Origin of the sequence: Exiguobacterium antarcticum DSM 14480, assembly GCF_000685865.1 — a bacterium.
Classification (GTDB): Bacteria; Bacillota; Bacilli; order Exiguobacteriales; family Exiguobacteriaceae; genus Exiguobacterium_A; species Exiguobacterium_A antarcticum.
The window spans coordinates 171,485-196,300 of record NZ_JMKS01000006.1 but is presented as its reverse complement, the minus strand read 5'-3'; the positions used below and the strand labels follow the sequence as shown (position 1 = coordinate 196,300).

Genomic DNA, 24,816 nt, shown 5'->3' with positions numbered 1-24,816 from the left:
TCCTGTCTCATAATCAAGGTAAACTTAAGATAGTGAGACAAAACAAAAAAACACGGGGATTATCCGTGTTTTCGACAATCATAATGATGTGTCCGCTCTAAGCGATGAATCAATCGATCTAAGAAAATATGATGCCGGCGTTCGAGTTGCGTGATTCGTTCAAGCGGCAACCACGCGAAATGGAAAAAATCACCGCAATCCTGACCGTCGCCCGCAACACAATGCGTCCATCTGTTTTCCTGACATTCGATATGGGCATGGTAGAAATACGTGTAATGTACCCGCATCCGTTCAGGATACCGCATTTCTTCTTCACCGACGTATTGAACGGTCGCCAGTGACAAGCCGCTTTCCTCGAGTGTCTCCCGAACAGCCGCTTCTTTCGCGATTTCAGCATCTTCGATCGTCCCAGCAGGAATTTGCCAATCACTTTCTGGAGCTGATTGCGGATGAAAAACAAGGAGTTCCCATCCCTCTGGTTGTTCCCGTGTGATATAGATTGCTACTTTTTCGCGTCTTCTGAATTTCATCGTCATCACCTCTCCAGTTCGGCAGATTGCACAAAAGCAGCCGAGGACATGTCCGTAGCTGCTTGATGAATCTTAAAATATAAGCTAAAGCTCCGAACTGCCCGCTCCACGTCTTTTGTGGTGATCTTGCCTTGACCATTTTCTTTTATTGTAGCGGTTCTTGGCGGTTGTTTCAATTTGTAAACGACTGTTTTCTCGATAATTCGAAGAAAAGTCTGAAAAAGAGACCCGAACAGAGTATGGAGAAAGCTACAAACTTGTAGGAATCAACGACTTTTGACACCGTATGATAAAAAAAGACACCCCTCTTTTAAAATGAGGGGCATCTGACCATCAAATCGTATACCAATCGGTAAGTGAACCAAATTTCTCTTCGTCATACGCAAACGATCCGTTCGACAAGCGGTCCAGATAAGATAAGGATTGGACTTGAATCGTCTTTTCCTGATCTTTTCCGATTAAGACCAACTCTTTTGCTTGGGTGACATCAATCAGAGCCGTGACCTGGTGCGGTTTTGATTTTAAGTCACGTAATAATTGAGCGCCGCGTAATGCACGATTCGAGACTTGGAACTGATCGGCGAGACGCATCTTCTTCAACGCCCCGCGTTGTGTCAACAAGACGATGTTTGGTGCTTGTTTGAAGCCGATCGCACCCGCAACGACATCTTGATCCCGTAAATTGATTGCTTTGACACCCGCTGCCCGGACGCCGACGACGGGGACATCGTCTTCTGTGAACCAAAGCCCGAAACCATGTTGTGTCGTCAGGAAAAGCTGTTCCTGCCCGGTCGAGACTTTGGCATACAAGACTTCATCATCTGCGCGCAAACGGACTCCTTGGAGCGGTTTAGACTTCCGTTGGGCATTGTAATCACTCAGCTTGGAGCGTTTGACCATTCCTTGACGGGTGACGAACAGACAATGCGACGTCTCGTCAAACGTCCGGACGAGATCGACCGATAAGATCCGATCGCCGGGATCAAGCGGGACGAGGTTTGCGACATGTTGCCCGCCGTCTTTCCACTTCGTATCCGGTAACTGGTGAACAGGCAGCAAGAGATAGTTCCCTTGAATCGTCCAGACGATGACATGATCCGTCGTCATCGCTTGCCCTTGATACAACAGGCGATCCTGTTCCTTCATCTCCGGTAAATCATTGGTCGCGCCGAATGACCGCATGGAAGACCGCTTGATATAACCGTTTTTCGAAACGAAGACCATCGTTTCTTCGACGGCGATCATGACTTCCGTCTTCAGTTTCAGTTCTTCGACTTCCGCTTCGACCGTCGAACGTCGGGCGTCGGACACTTGTTCCTTTAAGACCGTCAGTTCCTTGATGATGAGGCGGTTCCGTGTTTTTTCGTCATTGAGGATTTTCTCGAGACGAGCGATTTCTTTTTCAAGTTTTGCCGCTTCTTCCTGTAATTCGACGATGTCGGTGTTCGTCAACCGGTACAGCTGCAACATGACGACCGCTTCTGCCTGCCGATCCGTAAAGTTAAACCGGGCAATCAGATTGTCTTTGGCTTCGGATTTATTCGATGCCGATCGAATCAAAGAAAGGGTCTCGTCGAGGACGGAAATCGCTGTCATCAAGGCGGAAACGACTTCTTGGCGGCGTTTCGCCTGTTCGAGGTCAAACGATGTCCGGCGGATGACGACATCCTTGACGTGACTGAGATAGGCATCGAGAAGTGCTAACACGCCCATCTGACGGGGTGTCCGCTCGTGAATCGCCACCATATTGTAGTTATACGCGACTTGCAGATCGGTTTGCTTCAAATAAAAGTGAAGCACCCCTTCCGCATCCGCCTCTTTTTTCAGTTCGATGACGACACGAAGCCCATCGCGGTCCGTCTCATCGCGGACTTCAGCGACCCCTTCGACTTTTCGATCGAGTCGGAGTTCTTCCATCCGTTTGACGAGATTGGCTTTGTTGACTTCAAATGGCAACTCGGTAATCAGGATCTGTTGGCGACCGCCACGTAACGTCTCGATCGTTGCCCGTGAGCGGATGATGACCTTCCCGCGCCCGGTTTCAAATGCTTTTTTGATGCCGTCCAGTCCTTGGACGACACCACCTGTCGGGAAATCCGGTCCTTGCATATGGGTCAACAAGTCATCGACCGTATGGACCCGTCCTTCGATCCGGCCGATTGCCGCGTCAAGTACCTCTCCTGCATGGTGCGGCGGGATTTCCGTCGCATATCCGGCTGAGATGCCGGTCGACCCGTTCATCAGCAGGTTGGGTAACAACGATGGCAAAACAAGTGGTTCTTCCGTCGTGTCATCAAAGTTGAGCGTATAATCAACGGTTTGTTTGTTGATGCCTTCTAAAATCAGGCTCGAGACTTTTGACAGGCGTGCTTCCGTGTACCGCATGGCAGCCGCGCTGTCGCCGTCGATTGATCCGTTGTTTCCTTGCATATCGACTAACGGATAACGCAATTTCCACTCCTGGCTCAACCGGACCATCGCTTCGTACACCGATGAGTCACCGTGGGGGTGATAGTTACCGATGACGACGCCGACCGTTTTGGCCGATTTCCGGTAAGCACGGTCAAACAGGTTACCTTCCGTATGCATTGCATACAGAATCCGGCGTTGGACTGGCTTTAAGCCGTCACGTGCGTCCGGTAAGGCCCGGTCTTGGATGATATATTTCGAATAACGTCCAAACCGGTCCCCGACGACTTGCTCGAGGGACAGGTTGAGGATGTTTTGCAGGTTAGACATATCAGTTCACACTCTCTTTCGTCACATGTTCATTTTCAATGATCGAGAGGTCTTCCGTCAGCCCAAACGCTACATTGTCTTCAATCCAGCTTCGGCGGTGTCCGACGTTATCGCCCATCAGGACAGATACACGTTTTTCAGCGACAGCTGCATCATCGATCGTGACACGAATCAACGTCCGTGTATCGGGATCCATCGTCGTTTCCCATAATTGCGGAGCGTTCATCTCCCCAAGTCCTTTATACCGCTGGATCATATAGCCTTTACCGAACTTTTTCGTTGTTTTGGCAAGGGTTTCTTCATCCCAGACGTATTCAAACTTCTCTGACTTGCCCTTCCCTTTTGAGACGCGGTAGAGCGGCGGCAAGGCGACGAAGACTTTCCCAGCATCAATCAACGGGCGCATGTAGCGGAAGAAAAACGTCAGTAATAAAACTTGAATATGCGCGCCGTCGGTATCGGCATCGGTCATGATAATGACTTTATCGAAATTGCAGTCCGACAAATCGAAGTCGGCTCCGACGCCACTTCCGATTGCGTGGATGATCATATTGATTTCTTCGTTTTTCATGATGTCGGCAAGCTTCGCTTTTTCCGTGTTCAAGACTTTTCCGCGTAACGGTAAAATCGCCTGGAACGTCCGGTTGCGGCCTTGTTTTGCTGAACCGCCGGCCGAATCTCCCTCGACGAGGAACAATTCATTTTTCTCGGCATTTTTTGACGCGGCTGGCGTCAATTTTCCGTTCAAGATACTCGAACGTTTCTTTTTCTTGCCGTTCCGGGCCTCTTCACGTGCTTTACGTGCCGCTTCCCGGGCCTGTGCGGCGCGGATCGCCTTCTTGATCAAGAGCGTCGCTGTCTGCGGATTCTCCTCGAGGTAGGTCGACAGGCGACGTGTGATGACGGCGTCACAACTCGTCCGCGCTTCCGGCGAACCGAGTTTGGATTTCGTTTGCCCTTCGAATTGCAGGAATTCTTCCGGGATCCGGATCGAGACGATCATCGTCAGCCCTTCGCGGATATCGTTCCCGTCGAGGTTTTTATCTTTTTCTTTCAGGAGCGTGTTTTTCCGAGCGTACTCGTTCATCACCCGGGTCATCGCCGTTTTAGCGCCGACTTCGTGTGTTCCGCCGTCCCGTGTCCGGACGTTGTTGACGAACGACAAGACGTTTTCCGAATAGGCATCCGTGAACTGGAAGGCGATATCGACTTCGATTTCGTTTTCTGTCCCTTCGAACGCAACCGTCGGATGTAATGTGTCTTTGTCGTCATTCAAATAGCCGACGAACTCACTGACCCCTTCTTGGTATTGGAAAGTATCCACTTTTTCCGACCGTTCGTCGGTCAGCGTGATTTTCAATCCTTTTAGAAGGAACGCCGATTCCCGCAAGCGTTCGGCTAGTGTATCGTAATTGTATGTCAGTGTACTGAAAATTTTGGCGTCCGGCTTAAAATAGACGCTCGTTCCTTTTTGACGGGTCGTCCCCGTTTCGAGCAAGGTCGTTTTCGGAATCCCGCCGTCTTCGAATGTCTGCTCAAACTGTTTGCCGTCCCGGAAAATCGTGACTTTCAACTGTGTCGACAGCGCGTTGACGACGGATGCGCCGACACCGTGCAATCCACCGGATGTTTTGTAGCCGCCTTGACCAAATTTCCCGCCGGCATGAAGCACCGTGAAGATGACTTCCGCCGTCGGTTTCCCGGAAGCGTGCATCCCGGTCGGCATGCCGCGTCCGTGGTCACGCACGGTAATTGCATTATCTTTATGGATGATGACATCAATCTGTTCCCCGAATCCAGCCAGTGCCTCATCAATCGCATTATCGACGATCTCATACACCAAATGGTGGAGTCCGCGATGATCGGTCGAGCCGATATACATACCTGGGCGTTTCCGGACTGCTTCGAGTCCTTCTAACACCTGAATGGCATCATCATTATAATTGTTTAAATCTGTCGCCATGTTTTTCACCTCAAATAGAAAAACGCCGATTATTCCAAACGTTCGTTCGTTTTTCTAGTAGTCTGTATCTAATTGTAGGCATCTTCTTGCTATCTGACAAGGATAATCTAACAAACAAGAAAAAAAGACACCTGCCGCAATTGCGTAGATGTCCCCGTTATTTCCCTTTATAAGTATTGATGTTCGATCTTGATGCAACGATTTTCGATATATGGGATGCCGGCACCAAGCGCTAAACTTTCCGCTTCGACACTCGATAGACCCAGTTGGTTCCAAATCATTCCGACGTCTCCATGGGCGACAGCGTCCCTTGCGGCGTCCGCTAAAAATTCCGACCGGCGGAAGACGTCGACGATGTCGATGTGCCCCGGGATGCTGGCGACACTTGGATAGACCTTTTGACCATTCCATTCGTTTAAGGTCGGATTAACGGGAATGACTTCGTATCCGTGCTGAACCAAATAATCTGCGATCCAGTTGGCTGTTTTGCCCGAGTCGCTCGAAATCCCGACGACAGCAATCCGTTTTGCGTCTTTTAATAGTTGACGAGCTTGTTGATCAGAAATCATATCGTATCCCCCTTAGATGTAAATACAAGAATCTCTTAGTCTATATACCCCATTCAAACCGGATTAAGCATAACAAGTGCCGACTTGTAGGTCTAAAAAACGTTTTTTTCAAAAACGTGCTGTACGTCGATGAGACGACCAACTACCTGTCGAAGGAATGTTCACTGCAACTGAGAGCGATTTTGGTTTTCGGACTAAGTTAACATAATATAATTATAGTTTTTTCACCCTAAAAATCCTGATTCGAGTTGAATTGCATCGAGACGTACGATGTCCTATCTAAACAAAATTCGTTGCAACTGAGCGCTCCCTGTCTGACAATTTAACGTTGCGTGAAATAACTATTTCACGCAAACTAGTGTACCGTCTACCAACGTTTGGTATAGTAGTAACAGAGAGGGGATAGAATGATGAGTTTGTTTAAAAACCTGGGAAAAACCGTGAAAACGGCACCCCTTCCCGCCCATACGATTGATCTTCCGGGATATGTCCGAATGCCGGATTTCATACGGTCCTATATCGACCATTTGGCGTCGAAAAATTTCTCGAAGGCGACGATGCGGCGGTATGTCTACGATTTTGATTCATTTTTCCATTTCGTCGCGGAAGCGTCGGGAGAAGCGATTCAGGCGCGGGATATCACGCAGGAAGCGTTTCTTGAAATTGACGGGTCCGGGATTGCCGCTTATGCGGAATACTTAGCTTTAACGAAGCAGAACGCTCCGAGCGTCATCAACCGGAAGCTGTCAGCTTTGCAGTCGTTGTTCCGCCATTTGATCGACATCGGTGTTTTGTCTGACAATCCGGTCGCGAAAATCAATCGTCCGAAACAGGCGAAGCGGGAGCCGGTCTACTTAACGAAACGGGAATGGGACGAACTGATGCAGCTGTTGCCGTCGAACGTCGAAATGAATGCCCGGGAAGCCGCGCATTATGAGCGGGATCGTGTCCGAGATATCACGTTGTTCCAGGTGCTCGGTTACAGCGGGATGCGGCTCAGTGAAATGACGCAATTGACGTGGAGTGCCGTTGATTTTCACGAAGGAACGATTCGGGTCATCGGGAAAGGAAACAAGGAACGGGTCATTCCGCTTGCGAAACCAGTCCGTGTCGCCTTGCGGAAATATGTCGCCCACTACGGCTTGGCGATCCGCGGGGGAGATCCGATTTTTCAAAAGCAAGGGAAAGCGCTCAGTCCGCGGACTGTCCAACATATCTTAAAACGGCACGTCGATCGTTTGCGTCCTGTTTTACCGTTTTTGGAACGGAAACAAATTACGCCCCATAAATTGCGGCATACATTTGCGACCCGTCTTGCAACAGGTGGTGTGGATGTCTTGACGATCCAGCAATTACTCGGGCATGAATCGGTCGCGACGACGCAAGTCTATGCCCATATCGGTGATCAAGAGAAAAAACGGGCGATTGAATTATTTGATGGTGAACGATAATTATATTATGTCACCTATATCCTATTGAAAGGAGTATCCGGATGAATTATGGATTAAGTGAACGAAAAATCAAACAAATGTCGGATACGTATGCTTTCCGTCGCGGCAAACGGTATGTCGCCTCTAAAAAAGTCACGTTGCGAAACTACCAATCCGGTGACTTGCTCGTCGAAGCCGCCGTTCAGGGAGAATCGGTCTTCACTGTCACCGTCCGCGTCAAGGAACACGGCGTCGATGCCGGCTGCAACTGTCCGTCGCTTGCGATGGATCAATCGTTTTGCGGGCATATCGTCGCCGTCTTACTGGCGATGCATCATGTTCAAGTCTACGGTACACCTGCCGGGAATCAATCGGTGCTCCGTCCATTCGCGACGACGCGGCAGACGGAAGACGAGACGGCCGGGGCTTATCTGAATCAGTTGAGTCAAGAACAGCGGGCGACACTCCGATTTGATGTCAGCGGTCCAGCGATTGTGATGGAAAGTATCACAGCGCAACAACGTTTTATCATCAGTTCCGAGTATTTCGACCGCCTCCTGCAAACGCGTGACCGGTTACGGAAGCTTGCCGACGTCTGGCTCAGTCCCCCGCTCAAACAACGACTCGTCAGCGGTTCGCCGACGGTCGAGCTGGCACTGGACCGGGAGCAAGGTGGACTTGAACTGATCGTGACGTTTATCTACCAAGGGGTCCGCATCAATCCGTTACAAGAGACGGACTGGCTCGGACGCGATGTGTCAATCGAAGGAGCGGTCCTCCGCTACGTGAAGGAGAGTGGTTTCTTGGAGCGGAACGGTCGCTATCGGTTAGAGGAAGAAACGGCGGAATATCAATTTCTGAAAGGTTTGCTCGACCCCCGTATCGTTTACGGGGAACTCGTCGTTCAGGTGACGGAAAGTATCCGTCAATCCTTACCAAACGGACCGTTTCATCCGCGGATCGACGTCGAGACGACGGACCGTCTGGATTGGTTGACCTTCCGCTTTTCCATGGACGGGATACCGGAAGTGGAACTGAAACAGGTCTTGCAGTCCCTCACCACCCGTAAGACCTATCACCGATTGCGGAGCGGTCAGTTTGTCTCGTTTGAGACCCGGGCGTTTGAACAGTTGCAACGTGTGTTCCGGCAACTCGAAGCAGCGGAACAAGACAAGCTTGAAGCGATTCTCCGGACGCCGGCCCTGCCGAACCTCAAACATTTGGTCGGAGCCTCCTTCTTGCACGTCCATAAACAATTGACAGAACGGTGGCTCGAACTGAAAAACGGAACAGGTGTTTATCTGACATTCCCGGAGACGCTCGACCACTCCTTGTATCCGTATCAACGGGCAGGGATTCAGTTCATGGCGAATCTCGCCGGACATGACGGACACGGGATTTTAGCCGATGAGATGGGGCTCGGGAAGACGATCCAAGCGATCGGGTATCTCGAGACGCTTCCGCCGGGCCGGATGTTGATTGTCGCACCTGCCTCCCTGCTCCATAATTGGCAGGCGGAACTGGCACGATTTGCACCGGCAAGAACGGTTCACCTGTTGAACGGAGCACGGAAACAACGGTTGACCCGACTCGAGACGTTACCAGCAGACGGGATTTTTCTAATTTCCTACCCGTCCTTACGGGCAGATATCGAGGCCCACCAAACCGTCGAATATGACGTCGCTATTTTTGATGAGGCACAACAGATGAAAAATCCGACGTCCGAGACAGCTGTCCGATTGCGCAAGCTCCGGGCGAAACGCCGCTTTGCGTTGACCGGCACACCGCTCGAAAACCGGACCGATGATCTCTGGTCGATTTTCCGGGTCATCTTCCCCTCCTTGCTGCCGGACTTACAGACGTTTCAAACGTGGTCGCACGACGAGATCAAACGATTCGTTCGACCATTTTTGATGCGACGGACAAAAGCCGAAGTCTTGCAGGATTTACCGCAAAAACAGATTGTCCACCATTATACAGAGCTCGGTCCGACGCAGAAAAAACTTTATGCTTCCTACTTGGCGAAACTGCAACTAGAAACGTTGAGTCATCTTGATGAAACGAAACGCGAGGACCGGATCAAGCTGCTTGCCGGTTTGACCCGGTTGCGGCAGATTTGCTGTGATCCGGCGTTATTTATCGACGGGTATACCGGTGAATCGACGAAACTGGAACGATTGTTGATGTTGATTGAAGAAAAACTAGCAGCCGGACATCGGCTGTTGATTTTTTCCCAGTATACGAAGATGCTCGGACGAATCCAAGAACGGCTGGCGGAGAGGCAGCTTAAGCACTTTTTGCTGACGGGTGAGACGCCGGTGGAAGACCGGGTATTGATGTGTGACCGGTTCAATGCCGGCGAAGTCGACTTATTTTTGATTTCCTTAAAGGCCGGCGGAACCGGTCTGAACCTGGCGACAGCGGATACCGTGATTTTATATGACAGTTGGTGGAATCCGGCCGTCGAACAACAAGCGGCTGACCGGGCCCACCGCTTGGGACAGCAATCGCCGGTTGAAGTAATCAAGTTATTGATGACCGGGACGATCGAGGAAAAGATGGCGGAATTGCAGGACCGAAAGGCAACGATGATCGATGCCGTCTTGTCGGACCAAAAGCCGGATATTTTAACGATTCGTGAACTCGTCCGTCTGCTCGATTCCCCTGTTTCAGTCGATCCATCAGCCGATTAACAACGGAAACAGAAGAAAATCTCAAAAAAATGAAAGACCTTCAAGCCGTTGCCTATCAACAGGTTTGAAGGTCTTTCGACAATCAAATTCATAAAAAGAGGTTTTAACTTTTGAAAAACGGGGGTATATCTACATTAGCACCGTACAACACGGTCGCTTTTCAACATTTTTTCTCAATATCAGCGTAATGACCTGGGAGAGAAATGCTACTTGTTCACTTAGATCTTCATTATCGATGAAATCAATTTGAAATAGCATTCGTAGATTATCTGTACCGGAACATCTTGTTCCACTCCTACATTCATTACCTTTTGAGAGCTATACCAAATTCAAGGGGGAAATGAACATGTCAGTAACATTAAAAGTAGAAGAACGCGAAGTACGCCCACGCTCACTTAGAAAGCAATTACGTCATGAAGGAAAAGCTCTTGGTGTCGTGTATGGTTACAAAGTGGAAAGCACACCGATTTCATTCGATGAAAAAGAATTGGTCAAAGTCGTCCGCGATCACGGTGAAAACGTCTTGGTTGCCCTTCAAATCGGCGGCAAAAAAGTCAACACGTTGATCAACAAGCTCGATATGGACATCTTTACACCAACAATCAAACACGTGGAATTCATCGCAGTTAAAATGGATGAAGAAACAGAAGTCGAAACGGATATCGTCCTTGTCGGCGAATCGGCTGGCGCGAAACTTGGCGGATTCCTTTCACAAACACTCTTTAAAGTAACAGTTGCAGCAACACCAGATAAATTACCGGAACGCATCGAAGTTGATGTAACGGATCTTGCAATCGGAGATTCAATTACAGTTGCTGATCTTCCGGAAGAAAAAGATTTCCGCGTTGTCACAGAAGGTGACATTCAAGTCGCAGCTGTCGTCGAATCGACACTTGAAGCTGACCTTGAAGAAATCGAAGAAGCTGAGGCACAAGCAGCTGAAGCGGATACAGCAGATGATTCAGAAAAAACTTCTGAAGAGCAAGCTGAAGAAAACAAAGAAGACAAAGAGTAATCTTTTCTCCCCTCCCCTCGTGGAGGGTTTTTTTATGTATATTGACAAGTCCGGGCGACAGCCGTACAGTGAAGAAGGTACACATCATTTACACATCCACTAGGGGAGCCCATTTGGCTGAGACGATTTACTTCGGACCCTTTGAACCTGATCTAGTTCATACTAGCGTAGGAAAGTGGAGCGGAATCATCGTGCTCTTTTTCTGCGCCTAGCAGGTTACACGACCGCTCTCTTTTCATAGAGGGCGGTCTTTTTGTGGTTTCTTTGTGGGTGTGCATTCAAAGGAGAAGTGATTATGAACAGTTGGAAAATGAAAGAAATCATCGTCATGATGATGCTTGCGGTCGCCTGTGGTGTCCTTTACTTAGGATGGTCGACGTTATGGTTGCCGATCTCGGCCATCTTCGGACCGGTCGGATCAAACTGGATGTTCGGCATCTGGGTCATCGCCAGTCCCCTAGTCGCCTACATCATTCAAAAACCGGGCGCGGCGTTGATTGCGGAAGTCGTCGCCGCTGCCGTCGAATTGTTTACCGGTAGTCATTTCGGCTTGTCCGCTTTATTAATCGGACTGGCGCAAGGGATTGGAGCGGAAGTTGCCTTTGCCATATTCGGCTACCGGACGTTTAATACGTTCACCTTGATGTTGTCCGGTGTTTTTGCCGCCGTCGGAAGTATGGTCTACAGCATCATCGTGAATGGATTTGCCTACTATACGACGACGACCCTGCTGTTGACGTTTTCCTTACAACTTGTCAGCGGTGCTCTGCTTGGCGGCTTACTCGCGAAAATCATCGTCGACGCCCTCGTCAAGACAGGGACACTGAACGGCTATGCGGTCGGACGGCAACGGAAGCAGAGTGCCGCATGATGCAGTGCGAGCACCTGTCAGTCCACTATCCCGACCAGGATTCACCGGTCTTACACGACTTGTCGATCACGATAGATAAAGGAGAAACGACCTTGCTCGTCGGTCCAAGCGGCAGTGGCAAAACGACCTTTTTACACGTCCTTGCCGGTCTGTTGCCGGACACGATTGAAGCAGATGTCACCGGTCACTGGTTGACCGAGGGAACGATCGGAATTTTGTTCCAACAACCGGACGATCAGTTTTGTATGCAGACGGTCGGGGCAGAAATCGCCTTTAGTCTCGAGAATCGGCAGATTGCCCGCAGTGAGATGGAGGGACGGATCCAGTTGCTGTTAGCGCGGGTCGGACTTGATCTCGCCTTGACGACACCGATTGCCGAACTTTCCGGCGGGATGAAGCAACGGCTCGCTTTGGCCTGTGTCCTTGCCCTTGAACCGGACATCTTATTGCTGGATGAACCGACGGCGCAACTGGACCCGAGTGGTCAACGGACGATGATGCACCTGATTGAAGAATTGCATCATGACCCCGACTTGACGCTCGTTTTGATCGAACATCAGCTCGATCAGTGCGTGACGTTTGCCGACCGGGTACTCGTCTTTGGGGGCGGTCGCTTGTTGCTCGACGGAACGCCGTATGACGTGTTTCATCAACAGCGGGAAGTGATGTTGGCGCTTGGTATCGCGATGCCACTCCTCTATCCATATGGGCTCGAGACATTACCGGAACTGTCCGGACAAGCCTGTCATCTGAAGAAACGTCCGGTTGAACGTCGAGCGGTTGTAACGGAGCGGACATTTGAGCTGACGCGGGTCCGTGTCAAACGGGGGAAACGGACGATTCTTAACGATTTTTCATGGACGACCTTTTCCGGTCAATGGATCATGCTCGTCGGACGCAACGGGGCTGGAAAAAGCACGGTCCTTGAGACACTGGCGAAATTGCTTCCGTCCCAAGGCGATATCCGTTTGTTCGACACCCCGCTTCGGAAATGGGCGGACCGGACGTATTACCAACAAGTTGGATTTGTTTTTCAGCAACCGGACTTCCAGTTCCTCAAACAGACAGTCGCGGACGAACTTGCCATCAGCTGTGCCGCCTTTGATCCGGAACGGGTCCAGACCGCCTTGCGTCATTATCGACTGACCGATGTCGCGGATCAGTCTCCCCTCGCGCTCAGTCTCGGACAAAAAAGACGGTTGAGTGTCGCGACGATGTTACTCGAACGAAAAGCAGTCTTGTTGCTCGATGAACCGACCTTTGGACAAGACGCTGAGACGACGGCACACATCATCGACGTGCTGCATCAAGCCCGGGAGGCAGGAACGACCGTGATCATGGTGACGCACGATATGGAGCTGGTCCAACGTTACGCCGACCGTGTTGTCGTCATCGGCGAGGAGCGTGTCCAGTTTGACGGGACGCCGCTGGAATTGTTTCAGGAAGAAGAACTTTTGGAACGAAACCAACTGTTCCGTCCGGTATCGTTTCTCTATCAACAACTCGAGGAGGTGAAGCACCGTGCAGGAAAACGACACACCGCTCACGCGTATTAATCCGGCAGTCAAGCTCGGAACGCTCCTCTATGTGATGGTGTTGCTGATTACGACGTCGAGTCTGCAAGTGACGCTTGCCTTATCGGTACTTGCTGCCGTCGGGGTCTGCAGTTCCGGTTGGCGTTTGCCGACGCTTCTTCTGCGTTTGGCTCCCTACGGTCTCTTGTTTTTGTTGACGTTTTGGATGATGGCGGCGTTTGGCAAAGGCAGCACCGAACTTTGGACGTTCGGCTGGTTTCGGATTACGGAAGAAAGTCTCGATCATGCCTGGTTGATTGCGACCCGGATGCTCGCTTTTGTCTTCCTGAGCTTGACGTTCGTTGCGACGACCGATCCGACACGGTTCGTCATGAGTCTGATTCATCAGTGTCGCCTGCCGGTTCGTCTGGCCTACGGATTTTTAGCCGGTCTTCGCTTTATTCCGATTTTTCGGCAAGCGATCCGGGCCATTCGTCAAGCCCGACGTGTCCGCCGGCAACGGTCGATCTGGCCCTGGCAAACATTTTTTGATATCAGTCTGCCGCTCTTTACGACGAGCATCATCCGGTCGGAACAGATTGCGATTGCGATGGAAGCGCGTCAGTTCCAAACGAACCGGACGTATTATGTCCGACCAATCGTCACCCGCTTCGATCTGTTATTTTTCGGTCTCGTCAGCAGCATCGCGACGTCGCTTCGTCTTTTTGCCTGATGTAGCGGAAGATTACATCCCGCTACATCAGGGAAATACAATCACAGACGCAAAGAATTCAAAAAAGTAGGTGAACGTCGTGAAACGAATCGTCTTAGTAGGTGCGGGTCATGCGCATTTAGAATGTATCAAACAAGGCAGTCATCCGGATGTCGACTGGATTGTCATCAATCCTTCGCGCTATCAGTATTATTCCGGGATGTTTTCGGGGTTAGCCGACGGAACCTATACGCTCGATGAAACCCGGATTGATGTCAAAGCTTTGTGTGAGCGCTACGGTAAGACGTGGATCGAGGACCGGGTCACTCGGATTGACTCGGCGAATAAACAGGTGATTTGCCAGTCCGGACAGTTCCTGTCGTATGATATCGTGTCGTGCAACATCGGCTCGCGCGACTGGGATGTTGCCGGTGCACCGGCACGGGTGACGATCAAACCGAATTATCAGATTGATCAAGCACTCGAGACGTTCAGGAAAGCGGTCTCCCCTGTCATCATCGGTAGCGGTGCCGCGGCAGTCGAGATGGCGGCGTCGTTTCAGTCGAACGGTACCCCGGTCACCTTGATCCACGAAGAACCGTTGCTCAGTGGTCATCCGGCAGGTATGAAAATTGCGAAACGACTCGATCAACTGGGGGTCAAACGAATCGTCGATCGGTTTGACACGCTGGACGATCAAACGGCTCGCTTGCGGTCCGGTCAGTCGCTCCAGACGGATGCCCTTTTATTTTTAGGCGGTGCCCGTGCGAGCAAACTGTTTCAAGAATCGGATTTGTACTGTGACGCGCGTGGTTTCCTGCTCGTCCATGAGACGTTGCAGGCACTAGAGAATCCGTCGATTTTTGCCGTCGGTGACTGTGCGACGCTGACTGCGTATCCGGACACACCTAAAAACGGGGTGACGGCCGTTCGTCAGGCACCGGTCTTATTGACAAACCTACTTCGGTTCGTGAATCAAGAGCGTCTGGTGACGTTTCGGCCACAACGGCGTTATTTGACGATACTTGCCCTCGGCGGTGAACAAGCGACATTGCTGTACGGGCGTCACCATCAGACCAACCATCTCAGCTGGTGCCTCAAACAATGGATTGACCAGCGATTTATCAAGAAGTATACAAACTAAATCTTGCTGATGAAACGAACAAAACCCCATCTGCTTCTCCCGGAGGAAAAGCAGATGGGGTTTTGTGTCTTTTACAGTTAGACCGTTTGGCTTGATTTGACGTATGAAACAAGTGTTTCCGTGAATTTTTCACGTTCGTCGAGGAACATCCCATGTCCGCTCTCTTCGAATACTTCGAGACGTGAACCCGCGATGTTTTCATGCATGACTTCCGCGAATTCAAACGGGCAGACTTGGTCTTTTTTACCGTGCATGATGAGCGTATCAACCGTAATCTTCGGCAGACCGTCGCGTAAATCTTCATCACGTAAGGCAATCGCCGATTGGATCGTTCCGTGAGATGAAGCGACGACACTCAAGTTATGGAACCATTGTTGAAGCGGTTCCGGATGTTCTTTCGCAAAGAAGATTTCCCCGAATCCTTTCAGCATCGACGGGCGATCTTGTTTCGTATCTCCGATCAATGCATCGACTTCGTCTTTTGTCATCCCGTACGGGTAACCATCGCGTTGTGTGAAGACCGGTGCGGCTGCTCCCGCTAAAATCAGTTTCGAGACGTTGGATTCACCGTGATTCAAGAGGTATTTCAAAGCGATGCCGCCTCCCATCGAGAAACCAAGCAACGTGACATTCGTCAATTTTAATTGCTGAATGACTTCGTTGATGTCGGAAGCCATCGTCGTATAATCATATCCAGTGGCCGGTGCATCTGATTTTCCGTAGCCCCGGTAATCGACGCCGATATAGCGGTATCCTTCTTCAAGAAGGCGGTTTTTTTGGTATTCGAACATGTTATTGTTTGCTGGCCATCCGTGAAGCATGACGACCGGTTGTCCTGAACCGATATCTTCTACATAAATCTTCGTTCCGTCGACTGCCTGAATAAATGTACCCATCTGTAAAAACCCCCGTTGTTTTAATTGATGTAACTTCCGTGCACAATTAGAAGATACCCGGTTATAACAGGAAACTAACATCTTAATTTTAAACTGTTTTCGCAAAGTCTGTCGTTTTTGAAAGGGTTATTGATTTATTTTTAAAATAACACATAATGGAAATAGGTATTATTCAACTAACAGGGCAGGATTGATGAATGGAAATATGCAGAAAAGGCGGTAGGTTCTATGGAGATAAAAACTAAACGATGTACTGTACGTCGGTTTGAAAAAGAAAATCTTGATGATTTTATGCAATATAGAAATGATGAAAACTGGATGCAGTTTCAAGGATTCAAAGGATTGACCAAGCAAATGTATGCTAAAGAATTACTTAGCGAACCCTCTCTTTTAAAAGGTGTACAACTTGCTATAATCAACAATACAACTAATCGATTGATTGGTGATATTTATTTAAAAAGGGATCATTGCACTTTTTGGGTTGGATACACTATAAGTCCTTTTCACGCTAAGCAAGGCTATGCATATGAAGTACTTGCCGCAATTGTAGCCTGGGTCAAGCAAAAAGGTTGTGTCAGAATAAATGCGAGTGTGTCACCTGAAAATCTTCCTTCAATCAACTTACTTAAAAAGCTTAAATTTACTTTTCTATCTTCAGATGAAGGAGAACATATATATATATTGGATTTACAAAAGATGTGAACTAATTCTCAATAATCAATTCGCATAAAAGAAAATAATAATATTTGTGAAGTGATTCACTTAAACTATCGCGGGCTTTAAGTAAAGAAGGACCATCAATAGGTGATCCTTCTTTACTATCCTTAAGAACTCCACTGTGGTTTTATTCGATTTTTGACAGGCTCAACTTCGCAAATTTCTTATAGTTCTTAACTGTGTCCGTACAAAGCAAAAATTTCAGGTTATTTTAGGTCAATTTACTTTCCGATTACGGCATCAATTTCCTCTGCTCTTACCCGACCTGTTCCCACTCTCAGTGCAATGCGTACAAAACTTTATGCCTCCAATAAAACACGGTAGATATATGTATGCCGCTCCTTTTAGCGATTTTAGACAATGTATAACCTCCTACCATCATCTCCATAAATATCAGGATATCTGGACCCTGAAAATGGCGTTTTGGTCATTTCATTGAAGGTTTTATTGCAACCCTTACAGAGACAGCGTTGACGCGTTTTATATTTTCCGTTTCTTTTGGCCGCTGTGCTGCCGCAATGGACGCAAGCCATCCCGCTATTAAACCGGCTTTCACGAATGTGATTTAACAGCTTTGTTATCTTATCTGGTTCTGATATGCTCCCACAAAAGTAGACAGTTGAAATAACAAAACTGTCTACTTTTGAAGGGAGCTTTTTCTATGGCCACATCTAAATTTTTGCTTGATGAAAAAATACACATCATACAGATGTACGATAACGGAACATATACGTTAAAGGAGATTGCGTCGCTCTTCGAGCTTTCACTCGATACGTTGAATACTTGGCGAAGACGATACCGTCACGGTGGTGCCTCAGCTCTAAGTAATAGAACGGGATGGACACGCTATTCAGAAGAACTGAAAACACAGGCCGTACGCGCAGTGCTAGACCGTGAGGAATCACTCAGGAGTGCCACGCTAAGATTCGGCATCTCGAGTAAGAGCGTGCTTCAAAGATGGATTAGCCAGTATACTGGTCATAGTACTCAAGGGAAACCGTTGAAGGAGCGATTCACTATGACCAAAGCAAGAAAAACAACATTCGAAGAGCGCGTCGAGGCAGTTATGGACTGCATACAGAACGGGAAAGACTATCAACACACCATGAAGACCCATCGGGTCTCGTATCAACAAATCTACAGCTGGGTAAGGAAGTTCGAGAAAGACGGGATAGACGCACTGTTGGACCGCCGGGGACGTCGGAAACCGAAGGAAGAATTGACCGCTGGAGAACGTTTCACTATTGAAATGAAACAACTCGAGAAAGAAAATGAGCGTCTGCGAATGGAGAACGCTTTCCTAAAAAAGTTAGAGGAGATCGAGAGGAGGTCACGTTAAGCCAAGTTCGTAATCGAGATAAATACGAGGCGATCCAGTCATTCGCAGCGCAATTCGGTTATCCCATCGTAGCCTTATGTGACCTTGCGGGTATCTCGCGTGCAGCTTACTATAAATGGTTACATCGTGTACCGACGGTACGGGAGACCGAGAACACACGGATCATCGAAGAGATGTGCCAGATTCACTATTCGGTGAACGGAATTTACGGATACCGCCGAATGACACTGAACCTGAAACGTCGCTTTGGCAGAAACGTCAACTCGAAGCGAATCCGTCGCTTGATGGGCGTTGCCCGAATCTACTGTGTCATCCGTCGAAAGCGTCCCAAATATATGCGCCACCTTCCTCAACAGACGACAGAGAATATCCTGAATCGTGATTTCCATGCGGCGGGACCGAATCAGAAATGGGTAACGGATGTCACGGAACTGAAGTATGGCGCATCCCAAAAGGCGTATCTAAGTGCCATTCTAGACCTGTACGACGGATCCATTCGTTCGTTTGTCATCGGTCATTCGAATAACAATCAACTCGTGTTCGATACGCTTGAACGCGCCCTTCAGGGCGCACCAGAAAGCCAACCACTTCTACATAGCGATCGTGGGTTTCAATATACGTCGCATGCTTTCCGTCGAATGACGAAAGCAGCAGGCATTACACAAAGTATGTCTCGTGTCGGTAAATGCATCGATAATGGTCCGATGGAATCGTTCTGGGGCGCATTGAAGTGTGAGAGTTATTATCTACATAAGTTTGAGGAGTTCGACGAACTCTGTCATGCGATTCAGCAATACATTCGATTCTATAACGAAGAACGATACCAAGAACGACTAAACGGCTTGAGTCCGCTGGAATTCAGGGCTCAAGCCGTTTAAAAGATTTTTATTATTTCGCCTGTCTACTTGACGGGGAGCAGTTCATTCTTCGGGGAATAGGTCTTTTTTAAGTGCGTTAAAGGGCTCTATTTGGTCTTTATTTGACAGTTCATATGCCTGTTTATATAGCTTGGTCCATATTGTCCAACGCCTCACTGGATTGGATTATACCAACTTTCTATTTTCAAATTTGAATTTTATTGGAAGTGAAAGGGTGTCCTCATGGTAAAATATTGTTAAAAGAAGGAAGGGGCGATTACCATCAAGAAATCTGTACTCGCAATCAGTTTTGCCAGCAGCCTGTTCCTGACGGGATGCGGGACAGAATCCTTATTACAGTTAGAACGCAATCCGAATTACTGGGAAGCTGTAAACTTTTCGGATGAATTATTTGAACCGGTACCAAAACAACAGTCAGCCTACCTCTTAAAAACATGCGAAAACACAAAAAAGACGGCTCCCCTGCCGAAGCGATACCGAACGCTTGGTGAATATGGACTTTACTTTAACTTACAACAAATCGGCACCTATACCCCGCCGGTTGAATTGCAATACATCGCAACAGGAGATACGTACTACTTAACGTGTCGTTCACCGAAAACGAATCGGCTGACGGCGCACCTGATTCAATTAAAAAAGCATCCTTGGCTGAAACCAACTTCAGGTCAAGAACGTACACCGATCACAGAACCGGCTTTAACCGTCCGTACATATAACAAGGCAGCAAAACGGAAGGAAGAGGTTCTAGGTGTATCAAAGAACGTGCAGCGTCTGTCAATCGAGTTTCCGGTGACAGGGCAGATCGTGTTCTTGGAAAAAGAAGAAGACGGACAACAGAAGCCCCTTTTTGGCTTACCGGCATCGTTTTCCTATCCGGAAATTGAACTGTCATTTGAAAAGACGACGGATGGGCTGCCGTCTATGACCTATGCACTTGTGATCAAGTCAGACCAGTACTTTAATCAAGAAGACATCGTAAACAGGATGGGCAAACAATCCATTGAGTTGACCTATCACCCGCTTCCTGACGTCTTACCGGTGAACAAGACGATTCCGTACGTGACCTTCCAATCAAAAGACACGGAAAAGCCGCTGAATAAGACGATTTCTCTGCGTTATGAGACAACAGTAAAAGATATTCGTGTCCGCGGCTTTAACGGGATTGGAAATGATAACAAGGAAATCCATGGATTTCTGCATCCGAACGACGCTGCACTCAAAGACGGAAACTTCCGGCAATTATCTCTGTTACCGGACAAGCTTGCCAAGCAGGTTTCGAACGATTTAAAGGAAGTAACGCTTGAAAAAACCCAAGGGAAACAGGCGGGCATCCGGTATATGACGTTGATTCAAAACGGGAAAAGCCAATCGTTTGAACTGTACGTAAAAGCACGCGCCAACAAGACCGATATCTATGTCAAAGATACGAAAACGAAAAAAACAGCGAAACTGTCCGGTGAAGTCGCAGCCGACCTCCTGACAGAAGTGGAGGAATAACCATGCGTCAACTGATTCCAATAGTGCTTGGAGCCGTCCTGTTGAGCGGATGCAGTCCGGAGGCAAAACCGATCCAATACACCTACTTACCGGAAGTGTATGATACGTTGAACCTGACTGACTTCAAGAAAGATGATCCGAAGCTTGGTGTTCTCATTAAACAGGTGTGCGCGACGAAACCGGTTGCCGCACCGAAAGAGTATGCAATCGGCAAACAGTATTTCGTTAATCTCGTCAGTCAGTTTCCGGAATCGATGGGCGAGCAGGCCGTCTATCTGAAAACCAAACAGGGTCGTTTTTTGTATTGCCATGATTATGTGTCAAAACCGGGTTATCACAAATTGACACGAAAACAGGACCGTTTTTCATCCAAACACCTGGTCACTCCTAAAAATCAGGTGGAGTTTCAGAAGTTATCTTCCAACATCGAAGAAAGTGTCCGTCTCTCCGGCAGATCCTTGATGAAATCCGCGCGACAGCTGACGGTCCCGACAACCGGCTATCTCGTCGTCCGGGCAACAAATGAACAAACGAAGCAGACGGTCGTCACGAACATCATGGAACTGACACCGTTTGTCGGACCCGTCCCGCTTGTCCTCGAATCAAATATTCAGATTCAAGAACCGTATGAGGTCCAGCTGAACCTGATGGGACAAATCCGTTATCGCGCGTCGATCCATTCGTCGAAAGAGCGAAGTACGATCCAGTTCAAGCAGGCACCGCATACAGACGGCACTTACGGTACGGTCACGGTCAAAGAAAAAACCGGAAAGACTACCCGCTACAAGCTGACCGTCAAGCACGAACAACAACTTCCGCCTAATCTTGACGTGCCGCCGGACGAACTGTACGACGCGGACTATTCTTTACCGCGTTTCGCGCTATTCCATGACCGGCCGCTCGGAAAGTTGAAATTTGTGAAGGGCGATTTAGACATGGCGGAGCCGCTCTCACCCGAAGCCTACATCGAGACGTCACTCGAAGAATCAAAACAGTTGGTCCGACTGATTGAGGACAGTGAAGAGGCAGAGCCAAAAGGACGATTGGCCGAGCGGCAGTATTTGACGTTACTGAATAAAGGGAAAGCACAACAGTTCAAGATTTATCTCGACCGGCGAATCAAAAAAACCGATGTCTATCTCGAAGATGTCCACCGGAAGATCAGCTTTAAGCTGTCTGCTGCAGGACGCGACGTATTGCTTGATACGTACCACATCAAATGATTTAAAATACCAGATGTTCGACAGCGAAGATGACACCGCAAAATAAGATGAAGGCGATCCCTTCGTGTAACCACTCTTCGCGGGTCAACTGTTCCCGCAAAAAAGATGCACAGGCAATCAGCAGTGCAAAAAAATACAGGTAGACAAAACCGCCGGACAGGAAAAAACCGATGATGAAAATCATGCCGAACCAGACCGTTAATCCTGAAACGATGCCTTTACGTGTCGTCATCTTCCCTCACCTCTCGAGGTTCAGTTTTAATCCTTTTACCCGCTTTCCGGTTAATCCATTCTAGACGAAAAAACCGTCTATTCCCCACTCATGGGAAAAGACGGTTTTGTTTAGGCATGCGTATGATCGGCGACGACGGCATATTCCGTCACGGCGTTTGACAGGACCAGCGGTTTGACTTCCGATGTCCCCTCGTCCCGTTTCTTATGGACGCCTTTATAGGCTTGGCTCGCTTGCCAGGCATGGAAATTCGCTTGTTTTTCCCACGTCGTCATGATCGTGACGATATCATGCTCGTCCTGACTAAGATCCATTAAGACCTGCATCCGGATAAATCCTTCCATCTGCTCAATTCCTTTAGTCGTCTGAAAACGTGCCGCGACTTGATCGGCTTTCCCGTTTTGTACACGCAATTGGTTCATCACAATCCACATACTAGATCCCCCTCTTTCTTGACTATATTCAGTATACCGAACGACTAGATCATCTTCCCACTGAGAGGACTTCAATCGAGCGTATTCGACAACCGGCGCAACTGTTCGTTGCCTTGTCGGTCGACAGCCTGAATATCAAAAAAGAGCGAACGGGGAAAGGCTTTCGGCAACGCTTGAATCGTATGGAAATGATCCTTTCGCCCGATATCAAGCGTCCGCTTGATATCTTTTAGTGGCAAAGTTCGCTCATGTTTCCCGACGGACGTGACTTTATACGGATCGAACACTAAGCGTCGCATCGTGTTCGATTTATTTTCACCATAGACGACAAAATAACGTTTTTGATCGACTTCCAGTAACCGTCCCTCAAACCAGTCGATCGGTTGCGGTGCTTGGCGAATCAGATGGACGACACGATAAGTGGAATCCGTTTGTTTTAAGATAAGCAAAAACTGCGCTTCCGACGTCTTGACGAAAGCGATCGTATGCGTGTTACCAAGCGGTTCGATCCAGTAGACTTGTCTGGTCGAGAACGGAATCTTTTCCGGTTGCTGCTCCATGACTTCGACCAGCGCTTGAGGGGTCACGCCGTAAACGACGGGCTGTGCCGTCTGTTTCAATGGTGAGACCAGCACACCAACGAGAAAGGTGACGGTTAAGAACAACCCAATTCGTTTTTTCATGCTGATCCTGAAGACGGAACAAGTTGTTTGACGAGTTTGTACTGCGAGGAACCTGGTGGATAGTCCGCAATCACACCGACCGTCTCGTATCCGTGTTTTTTATAAAAGGCATAGGCCTGAAAAGAAAAGGTCGTCACAAGAACACGGTCGACCCCGGATTGACTCGCCAATGTTTCAATTCGGTGCAACAGTTGGCTGCCAAGACCTTGTGTGCGTAAGGAGTCCGGGAGATAAAGAAATTCTACCTCGAGCCAATCCCAATAGATTTCTCCGTAGATTCCTCCGACAATGTGCTCTTCCTCGAATACCATCACATGAACAGGACGTACTGCAGTATGGCGCTTTTTGGCATGGTGCGGGGATTGTTCATCATTATACGCCCGGATTTTTTCTTGCAGAAATGTTTTGTAGGGAGCGGATTCTTCCGTCCCTTCCCGAATTGTCAGCATCCGCGTTTCCCCCTTTCTCATTTTCCGATTGAAAAACCTTCGAAGTAACGACCGCCTTGCGCATCGAGCCACTGTTCGAGCAAACCGATGACGGCTTGTTTTTCATCCAACCGGAAATACGCTTCAAAGGCGTCTGTCAATCGTTTGGCCTCCACCGGATCGACGATTGACAGACTGCGAATCAGCCATTTGCCCTGCCCTGTCCAGTGACCGGACGTCCGCAAACGGAAATCCGTCGCCTGCTCGAGCAAGCGGGCAGCGATTCCGAGTCCTTCCGACCGCTCCGTCACACCGATGAAATCATCCAGCAGATCGGTCAGGAAGTAACGCGCACGGTCCGTTTCGGCAGCCGACAGAACCGGTGGACCGGCGAGCAGCTCCGTTTCCGCTTGTGCTTTCAGCGGTGCAAGCAGTGCGTGATTCCTCAGGACGAGTCCTTCGGTGACCATCCGTTGTATCGAAGGACGTCCACGTTCCCAGTCCTGCCGGAAGAACTCCCGGATGGTCGTACTTGAATGGATGAACGCTTCAACCGGATACCCATCACTGGTGAACGATTCCCGGTAAGAGTCCGCAACGGATTCGTTGAAGACGATCAGATCTAAATCGGACGTCACGGTCGCTTGTCCCCGGACAAAACTCCCGGCAAGTAACGCAGCGTCACAATCCGGATAGCGGGTCTCGATAACCAAACGGGCACTCTGCTTGGCACGTGACACTTGATCATTCATGGGGCTGGTTGTGTAACATCGTGTTATCGGAAGCAAAAACAGCCAATTCATCGCCCGGTACGGCGACGATCGAGACAAGACCTTTATCCGGTAACGTCATGTCGATGGCCCAGGATTCGTAATATGTATCCGACCCGTTGATGACCAGCGTTTTCCCTGAACTGAACGTAATGAACAGATGCGGAGCAGCTTTTCCGATCCGGACGGCAATGATTCGTTCTGTATGTAATGTCACAATCAGGTGAAGCATCTCTTCTTTTGGCATATGGCGAACGACCCAGTCCTTCGACGATTCGACATTTCCGTAATACAAACGGTCAGTCTCGATCCGGATTGAGATATCTGGAATCGTCGCATCATAGAGATTGATCAGTTCAATGCTGATGAAGCCGGTCAGATGAATCGTCGAAATTTGAGTCCCGGTCAAATAAGTAGAAACGAGCTTACGGGCGATTTGATGATCTTCTTTATTCATAAGTTCCACCTCTTCACGAAATAGTTGACGGTGATGCCGACCTTGGTGTCATGTTTCTTTCTTTTAAATTTACCACATATTA

General features: G+C 48.9%; 22 protein-coding genes, 1 pseudogene and 1 riboswitch. Of the genes and pseudogenes, 11 read left to right on the top strand and 12 right to left on the bottom strand.

Features of this window, described 5'->3' with window-relative positions:
• Positions 1 to 59: 59 nt before the first annotated feature.
• From P404_RS0116670 to P404_RS0116655, 4 genes are all read right to left on the bottom strand, one after another.
• Positions 60 to 530, bottom strand: a complete 471-nt coding sequence (locus P404_RS0116670; protein WP_236624451.1) for an NUDIX domain-containing protein — start codon at positions 528 to 530, stop codon at positions 60 to 62.
• A 333-nt stretch (positions 531 to 863) separates the two neighbouring features.
• Positions 864 to 3,269: a DNA topoisomerase IV subunit A gene (gene parC / locus P404_RS0116665; protein WP_026831426.1), complete on the bottom strand. Its 2,406-nt coding sequence runs from the start codon at positions 3,267 to 3,269 to the stop codon at positions 864 to 866.
• 1 nt (position 3,270) lies between these two features.
• Positions 3,271 to 5,232 carry a DNA topoisomerase IV subunit B gene (gene parE, locus P404_RS0116660; RefSeq protein WP_014970440.1) on the bottom strand — a complete coding sequence of 654 codons (1,962 nt, stop codon included), beginning with the start codon at positions 5,230 to 5,232 and terminating at the stop codon, positions 3,271 to 3,273.
• Between the two features lie 167 nt (positions 5,233 to 5,399).
• Entirely contained in the window at positions 5,400 to 5,801 is a 402-nt protein-coding gene (locus P404_RS0116655; RefSeq protein WP_026831425.1) for a CoA-binding protein, read from the bottom strand.
• 410 nt (positions 5,802 to 6,211) lie between these two features.
• Here P404_RS0116655 and P404_RS0116650 point away from each other — a divergent pair, with 410 nt between their 5' ends.
• From P404_RS0116650 to P404_RS0116620, 7 genes are all read left to right on the top strand, one after another.
• Positions 6,212 to 7,252 (top strand): tyrosine-type recombinase/integrase, encoded by a 1,041-nt coding sequence (locus P404_RS0116650; RefSeq protein ID WP_236624450.1) that lies wholly within the window; start codon positions 6,212 to 6,214, stop codon positions 7,250 to 7,252.
• Positions 7,253 to 7,293: 41 nt separating this feature from the next.
• Complete coding sequence (locus P404_RS0116645; RefSeq protein WP_026831423.1) at positions 7,294 to 9,924, top strand: DEAD/DEAH box helicase; 2,631 nt, start codon at positions 7,294 to 7,296, stop codon at positions 9,922 to 9,924.
• 346 nt (positions 9,925 to 10,270) lie between these two features.
• The gene (locus tag P404_RS0116640) at positions 10,271 to 10,939 is read left to right on the top strand and encodes a 50S ribosomal protein L25/general stress protein Ctc (protein ID WP_026831422.1); all 669 of its coding nucleotides are present in this window, start codon (positions 10,271 to 10,273) and stop codon (positions 10,937 to 10,939) included.
• A gap of 91 nt (positions 10,940 to 11,030) precedes the next feature.
• Positions 11,031 to 11,130: riboswitch (TPP riboswitch) on the top strand.
• A 104-nt stretch (positions 11,131 to 11,234) separates the two neighbouring features.
• Positions 11,235 to 11,810 (top strand): ECF transporter S component, encoded by a 576-nt coding sequence (locus P404_RS0116635; protein ID WP_026831421.1) that lies wholly within the window; start codon positions 11,235 to 11,237, stop codon positions 11,808 to 11,810.
• On the top strand, positions 11,807 to 13,366 hold the full coding sequence (locus tag P404_RS0116630; protein ID WP_236624449.1) for an ABC transporter ATP-binding protein: 1,560 nt from the start codon (positions 11,807 to 11,809) through the stop codon (positions 13,364 to 13,366). The genes P404_RS0116635 and P404_RS0116630 overlap by 4 nt, the downstream gene beginning before the upstream one ends.
• A complete protein-coding gene (locus P404_RS0116625) occupies positions 13,332 to 14,057 on the top strand; it encodes an energy-coupling factor transporter transmembrane component T family protein (RefSeq protein WP_026831419.1) in 726 nt (241 codons plus the stop codon). The genes P404_RS0116630 and P404_RS0116625 overlap by 35 nt, the downstream gene beginning before the upstream one ends.
• 79 nt (positions 14,058 to 14,136) lie before the next feature.
• Entirely contained in the window at positions 14,137 to 15,180 is a 1,044-nt protein-coding gene (locus tag P404_RS0116620) for an FAD-dependent oxidoreductase (protein ID WP_026831418.1), read from the top strand.
• A 77-nt stretch (positions 15,181 to 15,257) separates the two neighbouring features.
• On the opposite strand, the gene P404_RS0116615 is transcribed toward P404_RS0116620, so the two are convergent.
• Entirely contained in the window at positions 15,258 to 16,076 is an 819-nt protein-coding gene (locus P404_RS0116615; RefSeq protein ID WP_026831417.1) for an alpha/beta fold hydrolase, read from the bottom strand.
• Positions 16,077 to 16,304: 228 nt separating this feature from the next.
• On the opposite strand from P404_RS0116615, the gene P404_RS0116610 reads away from it, so the two are divergent.
• Complete coding sequence (locus P404_RS0116610; protein ID WP_026828276.1) at positions 16,305 to 16,778, top strand: GNAT family N-acetyltransferase; 474 nt, start codon at positions 16,305 to 16,307, stop codon at positions 16,776 to 16,778.
• Positions 16,779 to 17,076: 298 nt separating this feature from the next.
• Here the strand turns inward: P404_RS0116610 and P404_RS18345 are convergent.
• Positions 17,077 to 17,353, bottom strand: a pseudogene (locus P404_RS18345) (transposase); the annotation flags it as partial.
• A 101-nt stretch (positions 17,354 to 17,454) separates the two neighbouring features.
• Here P404_RS18345 and P404_RS18340 point away from each other — a divergent pair.
• From P404_RS18340 to P404_RS0116590, 3 genes are all read left to right on the top strand, one after another.
• Positions 17,455 to 19,010 (top strand): IS3 family transposase gene (locus tag P404_RS18340; RefSeq protein ID WP_236624308.1). Its coding sequence is split into 2 segments (ribosomal slippage): positions 17,455 to 18,094 and positions 18,094 to 19,010, totalling 1,557 coding nucleotides; the frame shifts between segments, so codons are not numbered across the junction.
• A 546-nt stretch (positions 19,011 to 19,556) separates the two neighbouring features.
• Positions 19,557 to 20,507 carry a hypothetical protein gene (locus P404_RS0116595; protein ID WP_236624448.1) on the top strand — a complete coding sequence of 317 codons (951 nt, stop codon included), beginning with the start codon at positions 19,557 to 19,559 and terminating at the stop codon, positions 20,505 to 20,507.
• 2 nt (positions 20,508 to 20,509) lie between these two features.
• Positions 20,510 to 21,730 (top strand): hypothetical protein, encoded by a 1,221-nt coding sequence (locus P404_RS0116590; protein WP_026831415.1) that lies wholly within the window; start codon positions 20,510 to 20,512, stop codon positions 21,728 to 21,730.
• Between the two features lies 1 nt (position 21,731).
• Here P404_RS0116590 and P404_RS0116585 read toward each other — a convergent pair whose 3' ends face one another.
• The 6 genes from P404_RS0116585 to P404_RS0116560 form a co-directional block, all read right to left on the bottom strand.
• Positions 21,732 to 21,962: a hypothetical protein gene (locus P404_RS0116585; protein ID WP_026831414.1), complete on the bottom strand. Its 231-nt coding sequence runs from the start codon at positions 21,960 to 21,962 to the stop codon at positions 21,732 to 21,734.
• A gap of 110 nt (positions 21,963 to 22,072) precedes the next feature.
• Complete coding sequence (locus P404_RS0116580) at positions 22,073 to 22,396, bottom strand: antibiotic biosynthesis monooxygenase (protein WP_026831413.1); 324 nt, start codon at positions 22,394 to 22,396, stop codon at positions 22,073 to 22,075.
• A gap of 71 nt (positions 22,397 to 22,467) precedes the next feature.
• Positions 22,468 to 23,079, bottom strand: a complete 612-nt coding sequence (locus P404_RS0116575; protein WP_026831412.1) for a hypothetical protein — start codon at positions 23,077 to 23,079, stop codon at positions 22,468 to 22,470.
• Positions 23,076 to 23,528: a GNAT family N-acetyltransferase gene (locus P404_RS0116570; RefSeq protein ID WP_026831411.1), complete on the bottom strand. Its 453-nt coding sequence runs from the start codon at positions 23,526 to 23,528 to the stop codon at positions 23,076 to 23,078. The genes P404_RS0116575 and P404_RS0116570 overlap by 4 nt, the downstream gene beginning before the upstream one ends.
• Positions 23,529 to 23,545: 17 nt before the next feature.
• A complete protein-coding gene (locus P404_RS0116565) occupies positions 23,546 to 24,259 on the bottom strand; it encodes a nucleotidyltransferase domain-containing protein (RefSeq protein ID WP_026831410.1) in 714 nt (237 codons plus the stop codon).
• Positions 24,252 to 24,734, bottom strand: coding sequence for a hypothetical protein (locus P404_RS0116560; RefSeq protein WP_026831409.1), 483 nt, complete (start codon positions 24,732 to 24,734; stop codon positions 24,252 to 24,254). The genes P404_RS0116565 and P404_RS0116560 overlap by 8 nt, the downstream gene beginning before the upstream one ends.
• Positions 24,735 to 24,816: the final 82 nt, after the last annotated feature.

Coding starts and splice junctions, on each gene's coding strand:
- P404_RS0116585 (WP_026831414.1), bottom strand. CDS start 21,962: ATGACGACACGTAAAGGCATCGTTTCAGGATTAACGGTCTGGTTCGGC.
- P404_RS0116630 (WP_236624449.1), top strand. CDS start 11,807: ATGATGCAGTGCGAGCACCTGTCAGTCCACTATCCCGACCAGGATTCA.
- P404_RS0116560 (WP_026831409.1), bottom strand. CDS start 24,734: ATGAATAAAGAAGATCATCAAATCGCCCGTAAGCTCGTTTCTACTTAT.
- P404_RS0116615 (WP_026831417.1), bottom strand. CDS start 16,076: ATGGGTACATTTATTCAGGCAGTCGACGGAACGAAGATTTATGTAGAA.
- P404_RS0116635 (WP_026831421.1), top strand. CDS start 11,235: ATGAACAGTTGGAAAATGAAAGAAATCATCGTCATGATGATGCTTGCG.
- P404_RS0116670 (WP_236624451.1), bottom strand. CDS start 530: ATGAAATTCAGAAGACGCGAAAAAGTAGCAATCTATATCACACGGGAA.
- parC (WP_026831426.1), bottom strand. CDS start 3,269: ATGTCTAACCTGCAAAACATCCTCAACCTGTCCCTCGAGCAAGTCGTC.
- P404_RS0116640 (WP_026831422.1), top strand. CDS start 10,271: ATGTCAGTAACATTAAAAGTAGAAGAACGCGAAGTACGCCCACGCTCA.
- P404_RS0116645 (WP_026831423.1), top strand. CDS start 7,294: ATGAATTATGGATTAAGTGAACGAAAAATCAAACAAATGTCGGATACG.
- P404_RS0116570 (WP_026831411.1), bottom strand. CDS start 23,528: ATGCTGACAATTCGGGAAGGGACGGAAGAATCCGCTCCCTACAAAACA.
- P404_RS0116655 (WP_026831425.1), bottom strand. CDS start 5,801: ATGATTTCTGATCAACAAGCTCGTCAACTATTAAAAGACGCAAAACGG.
- P404_RS0116590 (WP_026831415.1), top strand. CDS start 20,510: ATGCGTCAACTGATTCCAATAGTGCTTGGAGCCGTCCTGTTGAGCGGA.
- P404_RS0116580 (WP_026831413.1), bottom strand. CDS start 22,396: ATGTGGATTGTGATGAACCAATTGCGTGTACAAAACGGGAAAGCCGAT.
- P404_RS0116575 (WP_026831412.1), bottom strand. CDS start 23,079: ATGAAAAAACGAATTGGGTTGTTCTTAACCGTCACCTTTCTCGTTGGT.
- P404_RS0116610 (WP_026828276.1), top strand. CDS start 16,305: ATGGAGATAAAAACTAAACGATGTACTGTACGTCGGTTTGAAAAAGAA.
- parE (WP_014970440.1), bottom strand. CDS start 5,232: ATGGCGACAGATTTAAACAATTATAATGATGATGCCATTCAGGTGTTA.
- P404_RS0116650 (WP_236624450.1), top strand. CDS start 6,212: ATGAGTTTGTTTAAAAACCTGGGAAAAACCGTGAAAACGGCACCCCTT.
- P404_RS0116565 (WP_026831410.1), bottom strand. CDS start 24,259: ATGAATGATCAAGTGTCACGTGCCAAGCAGAGTGCCCGTTTGGTTATC.